Raw genomic sequence first — 22447 nt, forward strand, 5'->3', positions numbered from 1 at the left:
CTCTGTGTCTGCGCCTACCAGTATCCCCGACCCACGCCGAAGGGGCGGCTCCGGCCACATGCCGGAACCGCCCCTTCCGTCGCGCGCTGTTACTTCCTGCTGTAGTTCGGCGCCTCGACCGTCATCTGGATGTCGTGCGGGTGGCTCTCCTTGAGGCCCGCCGAGGTGATCCGGACGAAGCGGCCGCGGTCCTGGAGCTCCGGCACCGTGCGCCCGCCGACGTAGAACATCGACTGGCGCAGGCCGCCCACCAGCTGGTGGACGACGGCCGAGAGCGGGCCGCGGTAGGGCACCTGGCCCTCGATGCCCTCGGGCACGAGCTTCTCGTCGGAGGCGACGCCCTCCTGGAAGTAGCGGTCCTTGGAGAAGGAGCGCTGCTCGCCGCGGGACTGCATGGCGCCCAGCGAGCCCATGCCGCGGTACGACTTGAACTGCTTGCCGTTGATGAAGAGCAGCTCGCCCGGGGACTCCTCGCAGCCCGCGAGCAGCGAGCCGAGCATCACCGTGTCGGCGCCGGCGACCAGGGCCTTCGCGATGTCGCCGGAGTACTGCAGACCGCCGTCGCCGATGACCGGGACGCCGGCCGCCTTGGCGGCGAGGGAGGCCTCGTAGATCGCGGTGACCTGCGGGACGCCGATGCCGGCGACCACGCGGGTGGTGCAGATGGAGCCCGGGCCGACACCGACCTTGATGCCGTCGACACCGGCGTCGATCAGCGCCTGGGCACCGTCGCGGGTGGCGACGTTTCCGCCGATGACGTCGACCGAGGAGTTCGACTTGATCTTGGCGACCATGTCGCCGACCAGGCGGGAGTGCCCGTGGGCGGTGTCGACGACGATGAAGTCGACGCCCGCCTCGATCAGGGCCTGGGCGCGCTCGTACGCGTCACCGGCGACACCGACGGCCGCGCCGACGAGCAGCCGGCCTTCCTTGTCCTTGGCCGCGTTCGGGTACTTCTCGGCCTTGACGAAGTCCTTGACCGTGATGAGGCCCTTGAGCAGCCCGGCCTCGTCGACGAGCGGAAGCTTCTCGATCTTGTGGCGGCGCAGCAGCTCCATGGCGTCCACGCCGGAGATGCCGACGTGGCCGGTGACCAGCGGCATCGGGGTCATGACCTCGCGCACCTGGCGGCTGCGGTCGGACTCGAAGGCCATGTCACGGTTGGTGACGATGCCGAGGAGCTTGCCCGCCGGGTCGGTGACCGGGACGCCGCTGATGCGGAACTTGGCGCAGATCGCGTCGGCCTCGGCGAGCGTGGCGTCCGGGTGCACGGTGATCGGGTCGGTCACCATGCCGGACTCGGAGCGCTTCACCAGGTCGACCTGGTTGGCCTGGTCGGCGATGGAGAGGTTGCGGTGCAGGACACCGACGCCGCCCTGACGGGCCATGGCGATGGCCATCCGGGACTCGGTGACCTTGTCCATCGCGGCGGAGAGCAGCGGGATGTTCACCCGCACGTTCTTCGAGATGTACGAGGAGGTGTCGATCTGGTCGGGAGCCATGTCCGAGGCTCCGGGCAGCAGCAGCACATCGTCGTAGGTCAGCCCGAGTGTCGCGAATTTTTCGGGCACTCCGTCGACGTTGGTCATGACACCTTCCCCAATGGCCTTGATCGGTGCGGATGTCCATGCTAACGGGCTGCGGCCGTGTCTCATTCCACGAGCAAGATCAGCGAGGATCTTTGGACATTCCTACGTGTACGTGAGGGACACCTGCCCCTCACGAGGCTTACTCGCCGGACTACTGCTCGGCCAGCGCGCGCAGCCGGCTCAGCGCGCGGTGCTGCGCCACCCGGACCGCGCCCGGCGACATGCCGAGCATCTGCCCGGTCTCCTCGGCGGTCAGCCCGACGGCCACCCGGAGCACGAGCAGCTCGCGCTGGTTCTCCGGGAGGTTGGCGAGCAGCTTCTTGGCCCATTCGGCGTCGTCGCTGAGCAGCGCCCGCTCCTCGGGCCCCAGCGAGTCGTCGGGCCGCTCGGGCATCTCGTCGGAGGGCACCGCCGTCGATCCGGGGTGCCGCATGGCGGCCCGCTGGAGGTCGGCGACCTTGTGTCCGGCGATGGCGAAGACGAACGCCTCGAAGGGCCTGCCGGTGTCCTTGTAGCGCGGCAGCGCCATCAGGACGGCGACACAGACCTCCTGGGCGAGGTCCTCCACGAAGTGGCGGGCGTCACCGGGCAGCCGGTTCAGCCGGGTGCGGCAGTAGCGCAGGGCGAGCGGGTGCACGCGCGCCAGAAGGTCGTGCGTGGCCTGCGCGTCGCCGTCCACGGCACGGTGTACGAGTGCACCGATCTCCCCCTGCCCGGCGGGCACGGGTGACCCCACGGTCTCGTCGTCGCGCATCGCTCCATGGTGCCCCGGCGCCGCTTCGTTCGCGGCACCGTGTCCGTAGTTGTGCACCGAAGCGTTATGAGCAGGTGCGCCGGGACTCATATCCTGCGCCCTCCCCTTCCGCTTGTCTTCCGCCGGCTCGCTCGTCTCGTCCCCGAGGAACTCCACGTCTTCAAGGATGCGGCATTCCGCGGGGAAGTGACACAAGCCCACCCCGTCCGCCCCGCGGCGGACGGGGATGCGGCCGACGGCCGCAGGTCAGCGGACCAGGCCCCAGCGGAAGCCGAGCGCGACGGCGTGCGCCCGGTCCGAGGCGCCCAGCTTCTTGAACAGACGCCGGGCGTGCGTCTTGACGGTGTCCTCGGAGAGGAAGAGCTCGCGGCCGATCTCCGCGTTGGACCGGCCGTGACTCATGCCCTCCAGGACCTGGATCTCGCGGGCGGTGAGGGTGGGTGCGGCGCCCATCTCGGCCGAGCGCAGCCGGCGCGGGGCGAGCCGCCAGGTCGGGTCGGCGAGGGCCTGGGTGACGGTGGCCCGCAGCTCGGCGCGCGAGGCGTCCTTGTGCAGATAGCCACGGGCACCGGCGGCGACGGCGAGCGCGACGCCGTCCAGGTCCTCGGCGACGGTGAGCATGATGATGCGGGCGCCGGGGTCCGCGGAGAGCAGCCGGCGGACGGTCTCCACGCCGCCCAGACCGGGCATGCGCACGTCCATCAGGATGAGGTCCGAGCGGTCCGCGCCCCAGCGGCGGAGGACTTCCTCGCCGTTGGCCGCGGTGGTCACGCGCTCGACGCCGGGCACGGTCGCGACCGCGCGGCGGAGCGCCTCTCGGGCAAGCGGGGAGTCGTCGCAGACGAGGACGGATGTCATGACTGACCTCCGCGGCTCTCGCAGCTGATGCGCGTCACCTTGAGCCTCCAGGGCTGGTACGTCGGGTCACCTGTGCGGTTGACGCCCTCGGACACCTGCCCGAGCGCTTGTTCCTTCAACCGCCTCGCACTCTCAACGATGGTCACCCGAAAGAGTTACGGGTCGGACGGCGGCCTTCGGCACTCTGCGTGAGGGACCGTACGCGGAGGAGAGCGTCGCAGGTCATCCGTCCTTCACCCGAAGCTATGCCCCATTTAGCGGGTTTTCTTCCCTTTTTGCGGTGTCTGTGGCTAGATTCGCAATGAGTCATATTTACATCTACTTAGACAGTAGACGTAGGTATCCGAGACCCACGAGGGGCGAAGGGCCCCGTCGATCAGCCATCCACCCGCCCACTCAATCCGTATCCGCTCGACACGGTTTCAAGGGGACAAGCGCAATGGCAGATTTCTCCCGCCTTCCCGGACCCAACGCCGATCTGTGGGACTGGCAACTCCTCGCGGCCTGCCGCGGGGTGGACAGCTCCCTGTTCTTCCACCCCGAGGGAGAGCGCGGCGCGGCACGGAGTGCGCGTGAGAACTCGGCGAAAGAGGTCTGCATGCGGTGCCCGGTGCGCGCGGAGTGCGCGGCACACGCGCTCGCAGTACGGGAGCCCTACGGCGTCTGGGGCGGCCTCACCGAGGACGAACGCGAGGAACTCATGGGCCGGGCGCGCAACCGCCTGGTCACCACGACGGCCGGGCCGCCCGGCCCGGCGACGACGGCGAGGGCGGCCGCCACGACCTGAAGGAACGTTTCATCACCCGGACTCGTCCGGGAGTCATCCGGGCTTGCCCGTACGTGATCTGACGGGCCGGCACACCGGGCGCCGCACCGCGCGCGGCCCGGGGGCGCGCGGCGCGGACCGATCGGACGGGCGTCGGCCCCGTTCGGCCCGTTCGGCCGGACCCGGTCACCCGTGCGGTCCCGGCCCGCACCGGCCGTCGTCCCCCGTACGGCGGCGGGGCCGTCACCCGTACGGGCCCGGGGCGCTCACTCGGACGGCCCGCACCGCCTCACCCGAACGGCCCTGGGGCGCACGCCCGTAGACCCCCGCACGCTCGGCCGCGCGAGTGGGTGACGTCACCCGTACGCCGGGCCGCGGTCCACCCGTACGGCCCTGCCCGCACGTCACCCGAACGGCGGCGGACGCCGGGACCCGAGCGGGCGCCGCGACGCCCTGGGACGCCGCGCGGATCGCCTGCGCGGCCCCCGCGGGCGGGCCTCGCCGCCCGCGTCGCGCCTCCCGCTGCCCCGGCCGGGCCAGGGCCGATCCGCCGAACGGCCGCCGGAACCGCCCCGGGAACGGTGCCGTGGACCGGGCCGTGGGCGGTCGGGTCCGCGAGGCCGGCAGGGTCCCGGAGGCAGTTGCTACGCGCCCGCCGCGCGCGGCCGGCCGGCCGCGCGGGTTGCCGCGCGGGCGAGTTCGTCGAGGGTGGCGGCGACGGCCGGGACCTGGGCCAGGTCGGGCAGGGTGAGGGCGACGATCTCGCGCTCGACGGCCGGTTCGACGGTCACGGTGACCGCGCCCCGGGGCCGTACGGACTCGATGGCGAGCGCCGGCAGGACGGCCACGCCCAGGCCCGCGCCCACCAGGCCCATCACGGCCGGGTAGTCGTCGGTGGCGAAGTCGATGCGGGGCGTGAAGCCGGCCGCCTCGCAGACGTCGACCAACTGGCGGCGGCAGCGCGGGCAGCCCGCGATCCAGGGGTCCTCGGCGAGTTCGCCGATCGCGACGGAGCCGGCGCCGGCGAGCCGGTGGTCCTCGGGGACGAGGCCGACGAGCCGGTCGGCGAGCAGCGGGCGGACGACCAGGTCGTCCCAGGCGTCGCGGCCCGCGGCGTCCGGCCCGGTCCCGTAACGGAAGGCGAGCGCCACGTCGCAGTCGCCCTCGCGCAGCATCTCCACCGAGCGCGGCGGCTCGGCTTCCACCAGGGAGACCCGGGTGCCGGGGTGGGCGGCACGCAGGGCGGCGAGGGCGGTCGGGACGAGGGTGGAGCTGCCGCTGGGGAACGAGACCAGCCGGACCCGGCCGGCGCGCAGGCCCGCGATGGCGGCGACCTCCTCCTCGGCGGCGGTGAGCCCGGCGAGGATGCCGGAGGCGTGCCGCACCAGCGCCTCGCCGGCCTGCGTGAGCCGCATCTCGCGGCCGGTGCGGACGAGCAGCGGGGTGCCGGCGGAGGCTTCGAGCGCCTTCATCTGCTGGCTCACCGCGGGCTGGGTGCAGCCGAGTTCGCGCGCGGCGGCGGAGAAGGAGCCGGTGGCCGCGACGGCGCGCAGGACACGGAGGTGGCGGGCCTCGATCACAGGTCGAGCATAAGCGATTCTTGGAGCCGCAGGCGAATTTCGCTGGTCAACTTTGAGACGGCGAATTAGGGTGCCGCCATGGAGTCCATGGAGCTGCTGAGCGTGAACGCGGGCCGGGCCAAGGCCGTGGAGTACACCAACGCCCCCTCGGGCATGACGGGCATCGACAAGCGGCCGGTCGCCGGCCCCGTGCGGGTCGAGGCGCCCGGCCCGGCCGGGACGGCCGCGAGCGGGGTCGCCGGGGACGACGTCTGCGACCTGCGCTTCCACGGCGGGAACGACCGGGCCGTGTACGCCTTCGCCCGCGAGGACCTGGACCACTGGGAGCGCGAACTGGGCCGCGCCCTCGTCCCCGGCACGTTCGGCGAGAACCTCACCACCCGCGGCCTCGACGTCGACAACGCCCTGATCGGCGAGCGCTGGCGGATCGGCCAGGACGTCGTCCTGGAGGTGACCGGCGGCCGCATACCGTGCCGCACCTTCGCCGGCTTCCTGGAGGAGGCCGGCTGGGTCAAGCGCTTCAACGAGTCGGCGGCCGGCCCCGGCGCGTTCTGCCGCGTGATCGTTCCGGGCGAGGTCAGGGCGGGCGACCGCATCGAGGTCGTCCACCGCCCCGACCACGACATCACCGTCGCCCGGCTGCACCACGCGGCCACCCTCGACCGCACGCTGCTCGCGGACATGCTGCCGGCGGCCGAGTGGATGGAGTCGGGGCTGCTCGGGCTGGTCCAGCGGTACACCGACAAGTACGCGGAGCGATAACGAGAGCGGCCCAGGGCGGTGGATTCCCGCACACGGCCTTCACACACCGCGGGCTAACGTGCCGCGTATGACGACTGCACTGATTACGGGCGCGACCGCGGGCATCGGCGCCGCCTTCGCGCGGCGGCTCGCCGCGGACGGGCATGACGTGGTCCTCGTGGCCCGGGACGTGAAGCGGCTGCGCGAGCAGGCCACCGAGCTGCACGACCGGCACGGGATCGAGGCCGAGGTGCTCACCGCGGACCTCGCCACGGAGGAGGGCATCACGGCCGTGGAGGCGCGGCTCTCCGACACCAGGCGCCCGGTCGATCTGCTCGTCAACAACGCCGGGTTCGGCAACAAGGGCCGCTTCCTCGAAGTGTCCATGGCCGACGAGCTGACCATGCTGAAGGTGCACTGCGAGGCGGTGCTGCGGCTGACCTCGGCGGCGGCCGGGGCGATGCGCACGCGCGGCCGGGGCGGCGTGGTGAACGTCGCCTCGGTGGCCGCGTTCGTGCCGCGCGGCACGTACGGCGCGTCCAAGGCGTGGGTCGTGCAGTTCACCCAGGGCGCGGCGCGGGACCTCGCGGGCAGCGGGGTGCGGCTGATGGCGCTGTGCCCCGGCTTCGTACGCACGGAGTTCCACGAGCGGGCCGGGATGGGGACGGACAACATCCCGGGCTGGATGTGGCTGGACGCGGACAAGCTGGTGGCCGCGGCACTCACCGACCTGGCCCGGGGCAAGACGCTGTCCATTCCCGATCCCCGCTACAAGGCGCTGATGGGCGTGGTGAAGCTGGCACCGCGCGCGCTGCTCGGCGGGGTGTCGTCGAAGGCGGGCCGCAAGTACGGGCCGCAGTAGGCCGTATGTACGGCCGGTCCACGATGTCCCCTCCTGCGCATCCGCCTCAGCGGTCGAAGACGTCGAGGGCGAGCCGTGCGGTGGTGCCGTTCCGCCAGGTCACGGTGAGCGTGTGGGGGCCGGTGACCTGGACGTCCGCGAGGTCGGCCACGGGGGCCGGGTCGGGTTCCGCGGTGAGCGAGGCGAGGGAGACGAAGAGGGCGGCGGGGCCGGTGACGGTGCCGTGCAGGGCGGGGGTACGGGTCGGGGCCGGGCCCTGGAGGGTGGCGCCGGTGGGGAGTTCGGTGAGGTCGGGGCCGTAGCCGTGGACCGGGTGGAGCTGCGAGGTCGGGCCGTCGTCGGGCACGGGCCAGCCGGTCTGCCGTACTAGGGTCCCTTCCGGGGCGCCGAGGACGAGGTGGGCGCGGACCTCGGCGCGGCCGCGGACGAGGACGGCGGAGACGACCCGGACGCCGGGCAGCGGGCGGTGCGCGGAGACGGCGCGGTCGGAGCCGGTGCCGAGCGGGACGGCGGGGCCGCGGGTGGTGGCGGTGCCGTCGGGGCGTAGCAGCGCGAAGTGGTTGTCGGCGGGGTCGGGGGCGGTGGTGGGGCCCGTACGGGTGGAGTAGGCGTGGCGGGCGTAGCCGGGCTCGTCGTCGGCTCCCCACTCGGTGGCCCCGACGTGGTTGCTGCCGTGGTTGTGGAGGCGGACGAGTCCGTCGGCCGCGGTGGTCTGGACGAGCAGGCCGGTGGGGCCGAAGGGCCGCACGGTGTCGGCGCGTTCGGCGGGCAGCGGCTCCTCGGTGGCGGTCCAGACGGGGTGGTCGGCGGGGAGCAGCAGGCCGAGGAAGCCCTTGGACGCCCAGTAGGGGGAGCCGGGCCCCGAGTAGGCCTGGAGGACGGGCTCGTAGGGGCCGTGCCAGCCGAGGGTGAGCAGGCCGTGTTCGTCGGTGGCGCCCCGGTCGAGGAAGTGGCGCAGGGCGCCGGAGGCGAGCCGGCGGGTGGCGCCGGGGGTGAGCGGGGTGTGTCCGGTGAGGGCGCCGAGCCAGGGGGCCGCGGCGGCGGCGAAGCGGTAGGTCAGGGACCGCCCGTACGGGACGGGGGCGCCGTTGGCGTCGAAGAGGTGGACGTGGTCGTCGAGGTGGGCGCGGAGGCGGGGGCCGTAGCGGTCGAGCAGCCCGCGGTCGCCGGCGAGGTGGGCGTGGAGGACGGGATAGAAGTGCAGGGCCCAGGCGTTGTAGTGGTCGAAGGCGCGGTTGTCGCCGTCGCTGTACCAGCCGTCGCCGAGGTACCACCGCTCGATCCGGTCGAGGGAGCGGCTGATGGTGGCGGCGGCCCGGTCGGTCTCGATGCCGGCCTCCTGGAGGAAGCCGGCGACGGTGAGGCCGAAGAGCCACCAGTTGTTGTCGACGGGGGACGGGCCGAGGGCGGGGAGCAGCCAGTCGACGGCCCGTTGGCGCACGTGGTCGTCGAGCCGGTCCCAGAGGCGGGCGCGGGTGAGGCGCAGGGCGAGGGCGACGGAGGCGGACTCGACGACGGCCTGGCGGGTGTCGGCCATGAGCGGCCAGGCGTCGGGTCCTTCGCCGCCGGGTTCCTCGGTGCCGGCGGCGAGTCCGACGGCGTAGCGGTCGAGGTGGGTGTCCCTGCCGAGGAGTGCGGCGAGGAGGAAGGTGCGGGCGTAGCCCTCCAGGCCGTCGGAGCGGGCGCCGGACCAGCTGGGGCGGGGGCCGGGGAGGTCGATCAGGCCGCCGCCGGGTGAGGCGTGGGGGCGGACGGCGAGCAGGAGGCGGTCGGCGGCGTCCTCCCAGTGGGCGCGGGTCCAGCCGGTGTACGGGCTGAGCTCCCGGTTCTCGGGCTCCGGGTTCTCGCGCTCCGGGTTCTCGCGCTCCGGGTTCTCGGGCTCACGGTTCTCGGGCGGCGTGGGCATGATGCTCCCTGGAACTCGCTGGGGACGTCGGGCGTCGCCCGGCATCCTGAGGACGCTTCGATCGAGCGTCAAGAGGCGAGGGAGCGAATGATCGAAACTCCTTCCGTTCGATCATTCCATCCCGGCCTGGTCTAAGGTCGGGTGACACCCACCACCGCAAGGGGGAACCGCACCGTGCGCGAGAGTGCTGCCGAACGACACGACCGACTGCTGGCCCTGGTGCGCGAGCGCGGCACGGCCCGCGTCTCCGACCTGGCCGGACTGCTCGGCGTCTCCCCCGTGACCGCCCGCCGGGACGTCGAGGCGCTGGCCGAGCGGGGGCTGCTCGACCGGGTGCACGGCCAGGTGTCCTGGCCGCGGGGCGCCCCGGGGCCGGCGGGTTCCGGGACCGGCGCCGGCGGCCTGGTGCTCGGCCTGCTCGCGCCGTCCGCCACGTACTACTTCGCCGAGGTCATCCGGGGCGCCCACGAGGCCGCCGCCCGGGCCGGCGCCCGGCTGATCCTGCGGATCTCCGACTACCGGCCCGAGGAGGACCGGGCCCGCACCGAGGGGCTGCTGGCGGCGGGCGCGGAGGGCGTGCTGGTGGCGCCCGGCTGGCGCGGCCCCGAGGACCGGCTCGCGTACGGGGACTGGCTCGCCGAACTGCCGGTGCCGGCCGTGCTCGTGGAGCGCCGGGCCGATCCGGGCAGCCCGCTCGACGGCCTCGACCGGGTGTCGTCCGACCACGCGCACGGGGTGCTGCTCGCCGTGCGCCACCTGCTCGGGCTCGGCCACGGGACCCCGCTCCTGGTGGCGCGCGGGGACAGCCCGACGGCGCTCGCGGTACGCGCCGGGTACGCCGAGGCGCTCGCCGCCCTGGGCCTGCAGGCGCCGCACGCGGTGATCGACTCCGTACCGGCCGAGACCGATCCGGAGGGCTTCGAGCGGGCGGTGCGGGCGCTGCACGCGGCGGTGGCCGGAGGGCGGGCGAGCGCGGCGCTCGTGCACAACGACGTGGACGCGATCCAGATCGTGCAGCGGCTCGCCGAGCTCGGGGTGCGGGTGCCGCAGGACCTGGCCCTGATCGCGTACGACGACGAGGTCGCCGCGCTCGCCGACACCCCGCTGACGGCGGTCGCGCCGCCCAAGCGACAGGTGGGCCGGCACGCCACGGAACTGCTCGTGGAGCGGCTCCGGGAGGCGTCCGCGGACGGCGCCGGCGAGGAGCCCGCGAGGCGGCATCTGAGCCTGCTGCCGCGACTGCGGGTGCGGGCCTCGTGCGGGGCGCCCCGGGCGGAGATGGTCTGATCTTTTTTCGATCAATCAATCTTTCGCTCTTGACTTCGCTCATGAACCGTCCCAGGATCACGGCCAACCCGTCCACGCCGCCGTGTCAGGAGCCGTGCCGTGAGCCTCAGTTGGAGCAGTTGGACCAGAACCACCCGCGTCATAGCCGGCACCGCCACCGCCCTGGCCGTCCTCACGGCCTGCGGCGGAAACGGTGACTCCGGTACCTCCAAGGACTCGTCCGGGCCCGTGACCATCACGTTCTGGGGCTGGGCCAAGGGCTCCAAGGACGTCGTCGACGCCTTCAACGCCTCGCACAAGGACATCCGGGTGACCTTCGAGGAGATCCCCTCGGGCACCGCCGGCGGCTACGCCAAGATCTCCAACGCGGTGAAGGCCGGCAACGCCCCCGACCTGGTCTCCATCGAGTACGCCTCGCTGCCCGAGTTCGTCTCCTCCGGCGCCCTGCAGGACATCGGCGACCAGTTCACCGAGCAGGACCGGGCCAAGCTGCTGCCGCAGGCCGTCGAGCTCACCACCCTGGGCGGCAAGAGCTGGGCCGTGCCCTTCGACGCCGCCCCGCAGGCCTTCTACTACCGCAAGGACCTCTTCGCGAAGTACGGCGTCGAGGTGCCCAGGACCTGGGACGAGTTCAAGTCGGCGGCGGAGAAGGTCAAGAAGGCCGACGCCAAGGCCCGGATCGCCACCTTCTTCCCGGACGACCCGACCACCTTCGAGGCCATGGCCTGGCAGGCCGGCGCCCAGTGGTTCAAGGCCGAGAACGACACCTGGAAGATCGACACCACCGACCCGGCCACCACCAGGGTCGCGAACTTCTGGCAGGGCCTCCTCGACGCCGACCTCGTCCACAAGAACGCCTCCTTCAGCCCCGAGTGGACCGGCTCCCTGAAGAACGGCACCACCATCGGCTACCTCGGCGCCTCGTGGGGCGCGGGCGTCCTCAAGGGCACCCTGCCCGAGCAGAGCGGCAAGTGGGCCGTCGCGCCCATGCCGAACTGGGGCACCCCCGCCAGCGGCATGCTCGGCGGCACCTCCTTCGCCGTCACCAAGGGCAGCGGGAAGAAGGCCGCCGCGGTCGAGTTCGCCGAGTGGATGTCCACCACCGAGGCCGGCGTGAAGGCCCGCATCTCCTCCGGCACCTCCAGCGCCTTCCCCGCCGCCACCGCGCTGCGCCCGGTCGCCAGGTCCGTCTTCGACGCGAGCTACTACGGCGGCGAGGACATCTACGCCCTCTTCGAGCGGTCCGGCGCGACCATCCAGCAGAACTGGGCCTGGGGGCCGACCACCGGCACCACCAACACCACCATCAAGGACCAGTTCGGCCGGATCGCCAAGGGCGGCCCGACCATCGCCGACGCCGTGAAGGCCGGCCACGACGCCACCGTCGCCGAACTCACCAAGCGCGGCCTGAAGGTCGAGGGCTGACCCCGTGAAGGCCCGCACCCGCGCGGCGGCGACCCTGCTGACCCCGTTCTTCCTGCTCTTCACCGCGGTGACGGTGGTGCCGATCGGCTACGCCGGCTGGCTCAGCCTCTTCACCGAGAAGCAGTCGGGACTCGGCTTCGGCGGCACCGAGACCGTCTTCAGCGGACTCGACAACTACACCGCGGCGCTGGGTGACCGGGCCTTCCGCGAGGGCTTCGGCGTGCTGCTCGGCTACTGCCTGCTCTACATCCCGCTGCTGCTCGCCGGCGCCCTCGGCCTCGCTCTGCTGCTGGACTCCGCGCTCGCCCGCGCCCGCCGCTTCTTCCAGCTGGCGCTCTTCCTGCCGCACGCCGTGCCCGGCATCATCGCCGCGCTGATCTGGGTCTACCTCTACACACCCCAGCTCAGCCCGGTCGTCCAGGCCATGGAGGCCGGCGGCGTCGGCTTCGACTTCTTCTCCCCTTCGGGTTCCCTCCCCTCCGTCGTCAACATCGCGCTGTGGGAATGGCTCGGCTACAACATGGTGATCTTCTACGCGGCGCTCCAGGCCATCGACCGCTCCGTCCTGGAGGCCGCCACCGTCGACGGCGCCGGCGCCTGGCGGACCGCCCTCGCCGTCAAACTCCCGCTGATCAGGCCCTCCCTCGTGATGGTCGCCCTGTTCACCGTCATCGGCTCGCTCCAGCTGTTCACCGAGCCGCTGATCCTCAACAAGGGCACGGGCTCGGCCGTCACCTCCACCTGGACGCCCAACATGTACGCGTACACCGCCGCGTTCGACCGCAACGACTACGGCCTGGCCGCCGCCGCGGCCGTACTGCTCGCGCTGACGGCGGCGCTGCTGTCCTTCGCCGTGACGAGGCTGACCAGCCGGAAGGGGAAGGCCGCATGAGCACCACCCGCAACCGCCCCCCGAGCGTCTGGCTGTCCAGGGCCGCCGTCAACGGCGCCCTCGTCCTCGCCGTCGTCTACACGCTCTTCCCCCTCGTCTGGCTGCTCACCGCCGCCACCAAGGACGCCGGCGGACTCCTCGCCGGAGACGCCTTCTCCTTCGAGGGCTTCGACCTCGGCGGCAACCTGAGCCGGCTCGCCGCCTACAACGACGGCATCTACTTCCACTGGTACCTCAACAGCCTCCTCTACGCGGTCCTGGGCGCCCTCGGCTGCTCGCTGGTGAGCGTCGCCGCCGGATACGCCTTCGACAAGTACGACTTCCGGGGCAAGGAGCAGCTGTTCGGCGTCGTCCTGCTGGGCGTGCTCGTGCCGACCACCGCGCTCGCCCTGCCCATGTACCTGCTCGCCAGCAAGGCGGGCGTCGTCAACACGTACTGGGCCGTCCTCGTCCCCGCCCTCGTCAACCCCTTCGGGGTCTACCTCGCCCGGGTCTTCAGCGCCGGCTACATCCCCGACGAGGCTCTCGAAGCCGCCCGTATCGACGGGGCCGGCGAGCTGCGCACCTTCTGGTCCATCGGGCTGCGCATGATCATGCCGGGCTTCGTGACCGTCTTCCTCTTCCAGTTCACCGCGATCTGGAACAACTTCTTCCTCCCCCTGGTGATGCTCTCGGACCAGAAGCTCTTCCCGCTGAGCCTCGGCCTCTACGCGTGGAACAGCAACGCCCACGCCGAACCCGGCTACTACCCCCTCGTCGTCACCGGATCTGTGCTCGCCGTCGTCCCCCTCGTCGTCGCCTTCGTCTCCCTCCAGCGCCACTGGAAGGCGGGCCTGACCGCCGGCAGCGTCAAGTGAGGAGCACGAATCCCAGCATGCACCCCACCACTGACAACCACCCGAACCCCCGCCCGAACAACCACCCGAACAACCGCCCGGACCGCCGCCCGAGCCTCCTGCTCGCGATGGGCGAGGGCGTGGCGGGACGCCTCCTCACGGACGCCCACCGCACCCGCCTCGCCGCCCTCACCCGCACCGATCCCCTGCTCGTCGCCCACGACCTCACCGCGCCCACCCCCGAGGTCGCCGCCGCCCTCGCCGAGGCCGAACTCCTCCTCACCTGCTGGGGCGCCACCCCACTCACCCCCGACGTCCTCGCCCGCGCCCCGCGCCTCAAGGCCGTCGTCCACGCCGCCGGCTCGGTCAAGCACCACATCACCGACGCGTGCTGGGAGCGCGGCATCCGGGTCACCTCTGCCGCCGCCGCCAACGCGCTTCCGGTCGCCGAGTACACCCTCGCCGCGATCCTCCTCGCCGGGAAGCAAGTCCTCCGCTCGGCGCAGCGATACGCCGAACTGCGCACCGACCGCGCCTGGCTGACCGAGTCCACCGCCTGGGGCAACTATCGCCGCACCATCGGCATCGTCGGCGCCTCCCGCATCGGCCGCCGGGTCCTCGACCTGCTGCGCCCCTTCGACTTCGACGTCCTGCTCCACGACCCCTACGTCACCGCTCCCCCGCCCGGCGTCGAACTCGTCGGCCTCGACGAGCTGTGCGCCCGCAGCAGCGTCGTCTCCGTCCACGCGCCCCAACTGCCCGCCACGTACCGCATGATCGGCGCCGCACAGCTCGCCGCGATGCCCGACGGCGCGACCCTGATCAACACCGCGCGCGGCTCCCTGGTCGACGAGGACGCGCTGCTGCCGCACCTCCGGTCGGGCCGCCTGCACGCGGTCCTCGATGTCACCGACCCCGAACTCCCCGCCCCCGACTCCCCGTTGTGGGACCTGCCCAATGTGCTGCTGACCCCGCACGTGGCCGGCTCGCTCGGCAACGAGCTGCACCGGATGGCGGACCAGGCGCTCGACGAGGTGGCGCGGTACGGGCGGGGCGAGCCGTTCGCGGAGGAGGTGCGGGCGTCAGACCTCCGGCACTCCGCGTAGCCGGTCGCCCTCCGCGTCGCCCTCCGCCTCCGCGTACGCGACGAGCACCGGCACCGCCTCCGGGGCGCGGGCGACGACGGCGGGCAGGCAGTACGTCCAGGGATCGAAGCGCAGGGCGTGAGCGACGAGTTCGCGGGCACGACCGGCGTCGGAGTGCGCCAGGGCGAGGGCGACGGACGCCGGGACGCGGTACGAGGGCCCCAGCGGTGCCATCTCGGCCAGCAGGGCCTCGGCACGCTCGTACGCACCGGCCCGGGCGAACTGCGCGACGAGGCCGGCCCGCACCCCCGGGCGCCAGGCGCGCCGGGCGAGGTCCAGTGCCTCGTCGTACCGTCCCCCGGCGACGAGCCCGGCGACGAGTTCGTCGAGCGCCACGCCGGAGAGCCGCGCCCGGTCCTCGGGCCGCCGCCCCGTCCCGTGGAACAGGTCCTCCGCCTCGTCGAGCAGGCCGGCCGCCTCCCGTTCCCGTCCGCACACCCGCAGGGCACGGACGACACCGGGAAGCGGGCGGAAGTCGTGGCGGAGCAGGTCGCGAGTCCGCGCCGCCGCGCGGTCCAGCCACCGGTCCGCCTCCTCGCGGCGCCCGTCGGCGTGCAGGGCCAGGGCGATGTCGGCGCACGCCTCCGCCGTGTGGGGGCGGGACGTCATCGCCCGCTCGATCTCGCCGGCCGCGAGCAGCTCCCGCACATAGAGGTGGATCAGCCGGAAGCGCCCGGCCCCGTACTTCTCCGCGCGCAGGAGTTCCTCGGCCTCGGTGAAGCGCCCCGTGCGGACGCAACGCCGCAGCACCAGGCGGGCGAACCCGGGACTCCACTCGCCGGACTCCGTCACGAGCCGCCAGGCCCGGTCGAACCGGCCGACGGACAGAGCCCGCAGGACGCCCGCCCACGGTCCGGCGGCCGGTACGGTCGAGGCAAGCCGCTCCGCGGCGGCCTCGTACCCCCCGTCCGCCAGCGCCCCGACGACGGCGTCGACCCTCCCGCTTCCCGCGTCCGATCCGCGCTCACGGCTCACCGCCTCCGCACGCGTGAGGAGTTCCGCGGCGCGCGCGAGGTGACCGCCGCCCGCGTCGGCCAGGGCGTGCGCCAGTGCCACGCAGAGCGCCGCTTCCCGGTCGTGGGCCGCCACGATCCCCTCGGCCTCGTCGATCCGGCCCGCTCGCACCAGGGCCCGGATCCAGGCGGTGAGAACCTGCTTCCGGTAGTACGGCGGCCAGTTCCACGCGCGCACCAGTCCGAGGGCGTCCAGCCGCCCGGACTCCGCCCAGGCGCAGGCGACGTCCGCCCGGCCGCCGTCGCCCGGCGCCGTCTCGATGCCGGCCACCAGCATCCACGGATGGTGGGTCCGGCCGGTCCTGGCGAGGGCGGTGGCGAGCGCGACCCGCAACGCGGCCGTCTCCGGCGGCCCGTGGCGGCCGCCGGACAGCGCCTCGGCCCATGCGACGGCCCCGGCGTCAACAAGCAGCCCGACCAGCTGCGGCACCATCTCGGCAGCGCCCTCGGACGGCGCCCACCACGGCTCGCTCAGGGCTTCGGCGACCAGCGCGGCCGCCTCCTCCTCTCGGCCACCGACCCGGCGCAGGGCCACCGCCGCGCTCAGCAGACCGATGGACCGCGGGATCTCCCCCTCGGGCCGGGCCAGCTCCGCCGCCTCGGCCGCCCGGCCGCTCTCCGCCAGGCCGGCGCACGCCTCCGCGAGCGCGGCGGCCCGCCATCGGTCGGCCACCGGCTCGCTCCGGAGCGCCTCCGCGCGGTCCGGCTCGCCGGCCCGGTGCCAGGCGCCGACCAGGCCGGGCAGGCCCGCGTCCCGGACCGGTCCCGGGGAGAGGGTCCGCCACGCGCGCTCGGCCTGGTCGGGGGCGCCGACGGCGATCCAGGTCTCGATCCACGCGAGGAGGACGAGCGGATTCAGGGCCTGGCGGCCCCACGTCTCCGCCATGACCTCCCGGGCCCGTGCCCGCTCCCCCTTGTCGTGGAGCACCCGGGCCGTCGCGGACAGGGCCTCGACGGCCGCGTCCTCGTCGAGGCCACGGGCCAGGGCGAGGGCCCGGTCCGTCTCGCCGAGAGCCGCCCACGCCGCCGGCAGAGCGGCCGGTATCCCTCCGTTGCGTTTCCGGAGCGCCGCCGCGCGCCACGCGAGCCGCAGCGACGTGGTCACCAGGTCGGGCCGGTCGCCCCTGGCCAGGACCGCGTCGGACGCCGCCCACACCTCCGCGAAGGCCGCCGCGTCCCCGCCCGTCGCCGCGAGCAGCCGGTCGTGCCGTACGGCGTCCAGGGCGCAGTCCACCATGCCGGCCACGTCGCCGGCCGCCCGCAGCATCGGCACATAGCCGTGCAGCAGGTAGGCGGGCGTCTCAGCGGGCCAGCCGCGCTTCCGCCATCCGTCCGCCCACCTCCGCAGCTCGTCGCGGAAGTGGGAGAGGCGGCCCTTGGGCAGCATCTTCCGTGCGTCGACGGCCAGTTCCTCGTGGGCGAGGAGGTAGGCGTCGCCGCGCAGGAGGAACGTCCGCCCCGGTCCCGTACGCAGTACGTCCCGCACCTCGTACGGTTCTCCCCCCGTCAGCTCCGCGAGGTCGTCCGCCGTGAGGCCGCCGCCCGCGGCCGTCAGCAGGACGAGCAGGTCGTACGGCAGGCCGCCCGCCGCCAGCAGGAGCTTCAGCTCGCGTTCGGCGTCGACCTGGATGGCGCGGGCGACCGGGGACGGTTCCAGGATCCGTACGACGGCCGGGTCCCGCAGCGGATGGTCGGGCGGGACGTCGGGCGGCAGGGGCGGGTTGAGGCGGCCGGACACGACCGCGTGCGCGTCCGGCGGCAGCAGCGCCGCGATCGAATACGAGTCGGGGCCCGTGGTCACGCCCCGGTCCTCGTCGAGGCCGTCGACGAGGAGGACCAGCCGCTCGCCCCGTGCGGCGCAGGCGCGGGTGGCCACCCGGTACAGGTGGAGCAGATGGCTTTCCCGGGTCGCGTCGGGGAACCGGGCGGGCAGCGGTTCGCCGGCCAGTTCGGCGAGCTGTTCGACGACGACGTCCACGAACGCGACCACGTCGTTCTGGCCGGACCAGCGGGCGGTGACGAAGAAGGGCACGATCCGCACACCGGCAGGCGGGTTCAGGGCGAACCACGAGAGCAGGGCCGTCTTGCCGGCCCAGGCGTCCGCACGCCACCACGCGTATCCCGCGCCGGTCCGGCAGAAGTCGGCCAGTTCCGCCAACTCGCGCTCCCTGCCGACGAGATCGGCGGGGGCGATGCTGCGGACCCGTTCCCGGTACGCCGAGCGGGCGGCCCGTGTCGCCGTGCCCGTCACGACGCTGTTGCCGTCGCCGATCACCACGACGCCCGTCCCGTTGTCGATCCTGACCGATCGCTCCCCCCGCTCCATGGCCCCATGCTGCCAGGGCATCCCGTGCTCCCGGACCTAGACTGGAAGGGTCCTACCGGGCTCGCGGACGTCTCCGGGAGGCGCCATGACCTTCGTACAGATCATCGATCTCAAGACCAGCCGGGCGGACGACCTGAACCGGCTGATGGACCAGTGGGTCGAAACGACCAAGGGCAAGCGCACCGCCACCCACAACATCGTCGGCAAGGACCGCACCGACTCCTCCCACCTGGTGGAGATCGTCGAATTCCCCTCGTACGACGTGGCCATGCGCAATTCGCAGCTCCCCGAGACGGACCGGATCTTCAAGGAGATGGTCGCGCTCTGCGACGAGATGCCCACCTTCACCGACCTGGACGTCGTCCGGGACGAGGCGCTCTACAAGGCCAACTGCCGCCGCCTCTTCGAGCTGCTCGGGACCGAGGGAGAGCTGCCGCCGCTCGACGAGGTGGTCGCGGAGTCGTACCACGACCACGACCCCCACAACGAGCAGGACACCATCGGCATGGACGCGCTGCGGCGCGAGGCCGAGATGTGGCGGCAGGGCTTCGACTTCGACTTCGAGATCCACGACCAGATCGCCGAGGGCGACCGGGTGTGCACGCGCTGGACCTGGAACGCGACCCACACCGGGGACTTCATGGGACTCCAGCCCACCGGCATGGCGGTGGCCATGACCGGGATGACCGTCTACCGCTGCCGCGAGGACGGGAAGATCGTCGAGGGGTGGTGGCAGTACGACCTGCTCGGGCTGATGGGGATGCTCGGCGCGGTCGAGGCGTGAAGGCTCCGGAAACGCACCGAGGCCCGGTGCTCCCGCGACGGGAGCACCGGGCCTCGGCCTGTTACAGGCTATCGAGAGCTACGGAGAGCTACTGGCCTCAGTGGGAGTGGCCGTGACCGTGGCCGTGGCCCGCGTCCGCCGGCTCCTCTTCCTTCTTCTCCACCACGAGGGTCTCGGTGGTGAGCAGCAGGGAGGCGATGGAAGCGGCGTTCTCCAGGGCGGAGCGCGTCACCTTGACCGGGTCGATGACGCCGGCCTTGACCAGGTCGCCGTACTCGCCGGTGGCGGCGTTGAAGCCGTTGCCCTTCTCCAGCTCCGCCACCTTCGAGGTGATGACGTAGCCCTCGAGGCCGGCGTTCTCGGCGATCCAGCGCAGCGGCTCGACGGCGGCGCGGCGGACGACCGCGACACCGGTGGCCTCGTCGCCGGTCTTGTCGAGGTTGCCCTCGAGGACCTTGACGGCGTGGACGAGCGCGGAGCCACCACCGGAGACGATGCCCTCCTCGACCGCGGCGCGGGTCGCGGAGATGGCGTCCTCCAGACGGTGCTTCTTCTCCTTCAGCTCCACCTCGGTGGCGGCGCCGACCTTGATCACGCACACGCCGCCGGCCAGCTTCGCGAGGCGCTCCTGGAGCTTCTCGCGGTCCCAGTCGGAGTCGGTGGCGTCGATCTCGGCCTTGATCTGGTTGACGCGGCCCAGGACGTCCTCGGAGGAGCCGGCGCCGTCGACGATGGTGGTGTCGTCCTTGGAGACGGTCACGCGGCGGGCGGTGCCCAGCACGTCCAGACCGGCCTGGTCGAGCTTGAGGCCGACCTCCTCGGAGATGACGGTGGCGCCGGTGAGGACGGCCATGTCCTGGAGCATCGCCTTGCGGCGGTCACCGAAGCCGGGCGCCTTGACGGCGACGGCGTTGAAGGTGCCGCGGATCTTGTTGACGACGAGGGTGGAGAGGGCCTCGCCCTCGACGTCCTCGGCGATGATCAGCAGCGGCTTGGAGCCACCGGACTGGATGACCTTCTCGAGCAGCGGCAGGAGGTCCTGGATGGAGGAGATCTTGCCCTGGTTGATCAGGATGTACGGGTCGTCGAGGACGGCCTCCATACGCTCCTGGTCGGTCACCATGTACGGGGAGAGGTAGCCCTTGTCGAAGGCCATGCCCTCGGTGAAGTCGAGCTCCAGGCCGAAGGTGTTGGACTCCTCGACGGTGATGACACCGTCCTTGCCGACCTTGTCCATGGCCTCGGCGATGAGCTCGCCGACCTGCTGGTCCTGCGCGGAGAGCGCGGCGACGGCGGCGATGTCGGCCTTGTCGTCGATCGGGCGCGCGGTCGCGAGCAGCTCGTCGGAGACGGCCTTGACGGCGGCGTCGATGCCCTTCTTCAGGGCGGCCGGGGAGGCACCGGCAGCGACGTTGCGCAGACCCTCGCGGACCAGGGCCTGGGCGAGCACGGTGGCGGTGGTGGTGCCGTCACCCGCGATGTCGTTGGTCTTGGTCGCCACCTCCTTCACCAGCTGGGCGCCGAGGTTCTCGTACGGGTCCTCCAGCTCGACCTCGCGGGCGATGGTGACACCGTCGTTGGTGATGGTGGGGGCGCCGAACTTCTTGTCGATGACGACGTTGCGACCCTTGGGGCCGATCGTCACCTTCACCGTGTCGGCAAGCTTGTTGACGCCGCGCTCAAGGGCGCGACGGGCGTCCTCGTCGAACTTCAGGATCTTCGCCATGGGAGCGGTTCAGCCCTCTCGGAAATCGTTGTAACGAAACTGCGCCCCACGACGCCCGCGGGAATCCAGGGGGTCGGGGGCGCAGCTCAAAGCATCTGCGAGGTGCCTTGGATGGTCCTCGGTGACTTACTTCTCGATGATCGCGAGAACGTCGCGAGCCGAGAGGACGAGGTACTCCTCGCCGTTGTACTTCACCTCGGTGCCGCCGTACTTGCTGTAGAGCACGACGTCGCCGACCTTCACGTCGAGCGGCAGGCGCTCGCCGTTCTCGAAGCGGCCCGGACCGACGGCGAGGACGGCGCCCTCCTGGGGCTTCTCCTTCGCGGTGTCCGGGATGACCAGGCCAGAGGCGGTGGTCTGCTCGGCGTCGAGCGGCTGGACCACGATGCGGTCCTCGAGCGGCTTGATGGCAACCTTGGAGCTGGTGGTCGTCACGATCCGACCTCCCCCTTCGGAGATCTCACGGGGTTAACTGTCTGAGGTGGCGACCAGGTGGATCCGTCGTCGCGGGTGCCGGACCTGCCCGTCGCTGTGTTGGCACTCTCCTGCGGGGAGTGCCAGAGCCGAGACTATGACCGCGATTAGCACTCGGTCAAGCGGAGTGCCAATTCACCATCTCGTGGCGTGCTCCGCCGGCCGAGAAGGGGGAACGCTCGGACGGTGTCCGCGGTTCCGTGCGAGGGGTACGACGGGGGCGGCGGGCGCGGGCGACGCCGAAGGTCCGCGCACCGCCACCGGTTTCGGACCGCGGTGCGGACGCGGATGCGGGGTGACCTTCTCGGCCGCCTTGCGGCCGAGCCGTTCGATCGGGTCGACGGAGGAGGCACAGGCCGGGAGGGCGAACAGCGCGCCGGCCAGGGCCAGGGCGGCGGTGAGCCGGCGCGCCCGGCTCACACGTAGTCCTCGAGCTTCGCCACCGCGTACCCCTTGTCCGTCACGGTCTTCATCACCCGTCGGATCATGTCCGGCATGGTGCCCTTCCAGTCCTCCTTGCCCCGGAAGTGCGTGAGGATGATGTCGCCGGGGTGCAGGTCCCGGTCCCACTCGCGCCACTCCATGTGGTCGGGGAACGCCTCCTCCGCCCACAGCGGGACCGCCTTCACGCCGCACGCCTTGGCCGCGGTCAGGGTGTCCTCGTTGTAGTTGCCGTACGGCGGGCGGAAGAGCCGGGGCCGCTTGCCGTACTGCTTCTGGATGATGTCCTGCATCCCGCAGATCTGCTTCTTCTGGTCGTCGTAGTCGAGACCGGGCAGATAGGGGTGGGTGAGCGTGTGGTTGTGGATCGAGACGCCGGAGCCCTGCATCTTCCTGAAGTAGCCGTAGTCGTCCTTCACCAGGTAGTTGCTGAGGAAGGCGCTGTACGGGATCTTCAGGTCGCTCATCATGCGCAGCAGGTCGGGGTCCTTCTCCGCGCCGTCGTCGATCGTCAGGAAGACGATCTTCTGCTTGGTCGGCACGGTGGTGAAGACCGGCGGCAGGTCCTCGCCGTCGGTCTCGAATCCCTTGCGGGTGGTGATCCTCGGTTTGACCGCGGGCGGCTCGGGCGCGTCGAGCGGCGGCTTGGCCAGGCCCCACTTCTTGGCCGCGGCCACGCGCGCGGCCCGCGCCGCGCGCACCCGCTCCACGTACGCGTCGAGCGCGCCGGCCGGGCCCTGCCTCGCCGCGGGCCCCTTGCCCCCGGCCTGCTTGCCGGCCGCCTGCTTGCCCGCGGCCTGCTGTCCGGCGGCCGGCTTGGGCTCCTTCGCCGGTACGGCGGTGTCGTCGCCGCCCGACCCGGCGCAGGCGGAGCCGAGCGCGGCGACGAGCAGGGCGGCGCCGGCCACCCGCACCGAGCGGAACGCTCTTCTCTTTCCCTTTTGTCGTACTAGCTGCATGGCGCCGCATCCTGTCAGCGCCGCGCCGCTCCACCGCCCCGACACCACCGGCGCCGCCCGCACCATCCCCCGGGCGGCCCACA

19 protein-coding genes are annotated in these 22447 nt (G+C 72.5%); 9 read left to right on the forward strand and 10 right to left on the reverse strand.

Annotated elements, in window-relative coordinates:
- Positions 1-89: 89 nt before the first annotated feature.
- The 3 genes from guaB to ACWEJX_RS02160 form a co-directional block, all read right to left on the reverse strand.
- A complete protein-coding gene (guaB, locus tag ACWEJX_RS02150) occupies positions 90-1589 on the reverse strand; it encodes an IMP dehydrogenase (RefSeq protein ID WP_451605656.1) in 1500 nt (499 codons plus the stop codon).
- A gap of 151 nt (positions 1590-1740) precedes the next feature.
- A complete protein-coding gene (locus ACWEJX_RS02155; protein WP_403795584.1) occupies positions 1741-2343 on the reverse strand; it encodes a sigma-70 family RNA polymerase sigma factor in 603 nt (200 codons plus the stop codon).
- 246 nt (positions 2344-2589) lie between these two features.
- Positions 2590-3201 (reverse strand): response regulator transcription factor, encoded by a 612-nt coding sequence (locus ACWEJX_RS02160; RefSeq protein WP_003948568.1) that lies wholly within the window; start codon positions 3199-3201, stop codon positions 2590-2592.
- 439 nt (positions 3202-3640) lie between these two features.
- On the opposite strand from ACWEJX_RS02160, the gene ACWEJX_RS02165 reads away from it, so the two are divergent.
- Positions 3641-3988: a WhiB family transcriptional regulator gene (locus tag ACWEJX_RS02165; RefSeq protein WP_403795581.1), complete on the forward strand. Its 348-nt coding sequence runs from the start codon at positions 3641-3643 to the stop codon at positions 3986-3988.
- 623 nt (positions 3989-4611) lie between these two features.
- Here the strand turns inward: ACWEJX_RS02165 and ACWEJX_RS02170 are convergent.
- Complete coding sequence (locus tag ACWEJX_RS02170) at positions 4612-5547, reverse strand: LysR family transcriptional regulator (protein WP_451605657.1); 936 nt, start codon at positions 5545-5547, stop codon at positions 4612-4614.
- Positions 5548-5634: 87 nt separating this feature from the next.
- Between ACWEJX_RS02170 and ACWEJX_RS02175 the strand changes: the two genes are divergently transcribed.
- Both ACWEJX_RS02175 and ACWEJX_RS02180 read left to right on the forward strand, forming a co-directional pair.
- Positions 5635-6309 (forward strand): MOSC domain-containing protein, encoded by a 675-nt coding sequence (locus ACWEJX_RS02175; protein WP_451605778.1) that lies wholly within the window; start codon positions 5635-5637, stop codon positions 6307-6309.
- Positions 6310-6376: 67 nt separating this feature from the next.
- Positions 6377-7150, forward strand: a complete 774-nt coding sequence (locus tag ACWEJX_RS02180; protein ID WP_451605658.1) for an SDR family NAD(P)-dependent oxidoreductase — start codon at positions 6377-6379, stop codon at positions 7148-7150.
- A gap of 46 nt (positions 7151-7196) precedes the next feature.
- On the opposite strand, the gene ACWEJX_RS02185 is transcribed toward ACWEJX_RS02180, so the two are convergent.
- On the reverse strand, positions 7197-9056 hold the full coding sequence (locus ACWEJX_RS02185; protein WP_451605659.1) for a DUF2264 domain-containing protein: 1860 nt from the start codon (positions 9054-9056) through the stop codon (positions 7197-7199).
- A 174-nt stretch (positions 9057-9230) separates the two neighbouring features.
- On the opposite strand from ACWEJX_RS02185, the gene ACWEJX_RS02190 reads away from it, so the two are divergent.
- From ACWEJX_RS02190 to ACWEJX_RS02210, 5 genes are all read left to right on the forward strand, one after another.
- Positions 9231-10343, forward strand: a complete 1113-nt coding sequence (locus ACWEJX_RS02190) for a substrate-binding domain-containing protein (RefSeq protein WP_451605660.1) — start codon at positions 9231-9233, stop codon at positions 10341-10343.
- Between the two features lie 99 nt (positions 10344-10442).
- The gene (locus ACWEJX_RS02195) at positions 10443-11768 is read left to right on the forward strand and encodes an ABC transporter substrate-binding protein (RefSeq protein ID WP_451605661.1); all 1326 of its coding nucleotides are present in this window, start codon (positions 10443-10445) and stop codon (positions 11766-11768) included.
- Between the two features lie 4 nt (positions 11769-11772).
- A complete protein-coding gene (locus ACWEJX_RS02200; protein ID WP_451605662.1) occupies positions 11773-12660 on the forward strand; it encodes a carbohydrate ABC transporter permease in 888 nt (295 codons plus the stop codon).
- Positions 12657-13517 carry a carbohydrate ABC transporter permease gene (locus ACWEJX_RS02205; RefSeq protein WP_451605663.1) on the forward strand — a complete coding sequence of 287 codons (861 nt, stop codon included), beginning with the start codon at positions 12657-12659 and terminating at the stop codon, positions 13515-13517. Before ACWEJX_RS02200 ends, ACWEJX_RS02205 begins: the two co-directional genes overlap by 4 nt.
- Positions 13518-13534: 17 nt before the next feature.
- On the forward strand, positions 13535-14602 hold the full coding sequence (locus tag ACWEJX_RS02210) for a hydroxyacid dehydrogenase (protein ID WP_451605664.1): 1068 nt from the start codon (positions 13535-13537) through the stop codon (positions 14600-14602).
- On the opposite strand, the gene ACWEJX_RS02215 is transcribed toward ACWEJX_RS02210, so the two are convergent.
- A complete protein-coding gene (locus tag ACWEJX_RS02215) occupies positions 14579-17980 on the reverse strand; it encodes a hypothetical protein (RefSeq protein ID WP_451605665.1) in 3402 nt (1133 codons plus the stop codon). The two genes, ACWEJX_RS02210 and ACWEJX_RS02215, sit on opposite strands and share 24 nt — an antisense overlap.
- Positions 17981-18065: 85 nt before the next feature.
- Here ACWEJX_RS02215 and ACWEJX_RS02220 point away from each other — a divergent pair, with 85 nt between their 5' ends.
- Positions 18066-18764 (forward strand): ester cyclase, encoded by a 699-nt coding sequence (locus ACWEJX_RS02220; RefSeq protein WP_451605666.1) that lies wholly within the window; start codon positions 18066-18068, stop codon positions 18762-18764.
- A gap of 97 nt (positions 18765-18861) precedes the next feature.
- On the opposite strand, the gene groL is transcribed toward ACWEJX_RS02220, so the two are convergent.
- The 4 genes from groL to ACWEJX_RS02240 form a co-directional block, all read right to left on the reverse strand.
- Positions 18862-20490 (reverse strand): chaperonin GroEL, encoded by a 1629-nt coding sequence (gene groL, locus ACWEJX_RS02225; RefSeq protein ID WP_451605667.1) that lies wholly within the window; start codon positions 20488-20490, stop codon positions 18862-18864.
- Between the two features lie 126 nt (positions 20491-20616).
- Entirely contained in the window at positions 20617-20925 is a 309-nt protein-coding gene (gene groES, locus ACWEJX_RS02230; protein ID WP_020132158.1) for a co-chaperone GroES, read from the reverse strand.
- 174 nt (positions 20926-21099) lie between these two features.
- On the reverse strand, positions 21100-21384 hold the full coding sequence (locus ACWEJX_RS02235) for a hypothetical protein (protein ID WP_451605668.1): 285 nt from the start codon (positions 21382-21384) through the stop codon (positions 21100-21102).
- Positions 21381-22364 carry a polysaccharide deacetylase family protein gene (locus ACWEJX_RS02240; protein ID WP_451605669.1) on the reverse strand — a complete coding sequence of 328 codons (984 nt, stop codon included), beginning with the start codon at positions 22362-22364 and terminating at the stop codon, positions 21381-21383. The genes ACWEJX_RS02235 and ACWEJX_RS02240 overlap by 4 nt, the downstream gene beginning before the upstream one ends.
- Positions 22365-22447: the final 83 nt, after the last annotated feature.

It is taken from the genome of Streptomyces sp. NPDC004788, from assembly GCF_053601115.1.

Coding starts and splice junctions, on each gene's coding strand:
- ACWEJX_RS02180 (WP_451605658.1), top strand. CDS start 6,377: ATGACGACTGCACTGATTACGGGCGCGACCGCGGGCATCGGCGCCGCC.
- ACWEJX_RS02160 (WP_003948568.1), bottom strand. CDS start 3,201: ATGACATCCGTCCTCGTCTGCGACGACTCCCCGCTTGCCCGAGAGGCG.
- ACWEJX_RS02155 (WP_403795584.1), bottom strand. CDS start 2,343: ATGCGCGACGACGAGACCGTGGGGTCACCCGTGCCCGCCGGGCAGGGG.
- guaB (WP_451605656.1), bottom strand. CDS start 1,589: ATGACCAACGTCGACGGAGTGCCCGAAAAATTCGCGACACTCGGGCTG.
- ACWEJX_RS02220 (WP_451605666.1), top strand. CDS start 18,066: ATGACCTTCGTACAGATCATCGATCTCAAGACCAGCCGGGCGGACGAC.
- ACWEJX_RS02185 (WP_451605659.1), bottom strand. CDS start 9,056: ATGCCCACGCCGCCCGAGAACCGTGAGCCCGAGAACCCGGAGCGCGAG.
- ACWEJX_RS02210 (WP_451605664.1), top strand. CDS start 13,535: ATGCACCCCACCACTGACAACCACCCGAACCCCCGCCCGAACAACCAC.
- groL (WP_451605667.1), bottom strand. CDS start 20,490: ATGGCGAAGATCCTGAAGTTCGACGAGGACGCCCGTCGCGCCCTTGAG.
- ACWEJX_RS02205 (WP_451605663.1), top strand. CDS start 12,657: ATGAGCACCACCCGCAACCGCCCCCCGAGCGTCTGGCTGTCCAGGGCC.
- ACWEJX_RS02215 (WP_451605665.1), bottom strand. CDS start 17,980: ATGGAGCGGGGGGAGCGATCGGTCAGGATCGACAACGGGACGGGCGTC.
- ACWEJX_RS02240 (WP_451605669.1), bottom strand. CDS start 22,364: ATGCAGCTAGTACGACAAAAGGGAAAGAGAAGAGCGTTCCGCTCGGTG.
- ACWEJX_RS02175 (WP_451605778.1), top strand. CDS start 5,635: ATGGAGCTGCTGAGCGTGAACGCGGGCCGGGCCAAGGCCGTGGAGTAC.
- ACWEJX_RS02165 (WP_403795581.1), top strand. CDS start 3,641: ATGGCAGATTTCTCCCGCCTTCCCGGACCCAACGCCGATCTGTGGGAC.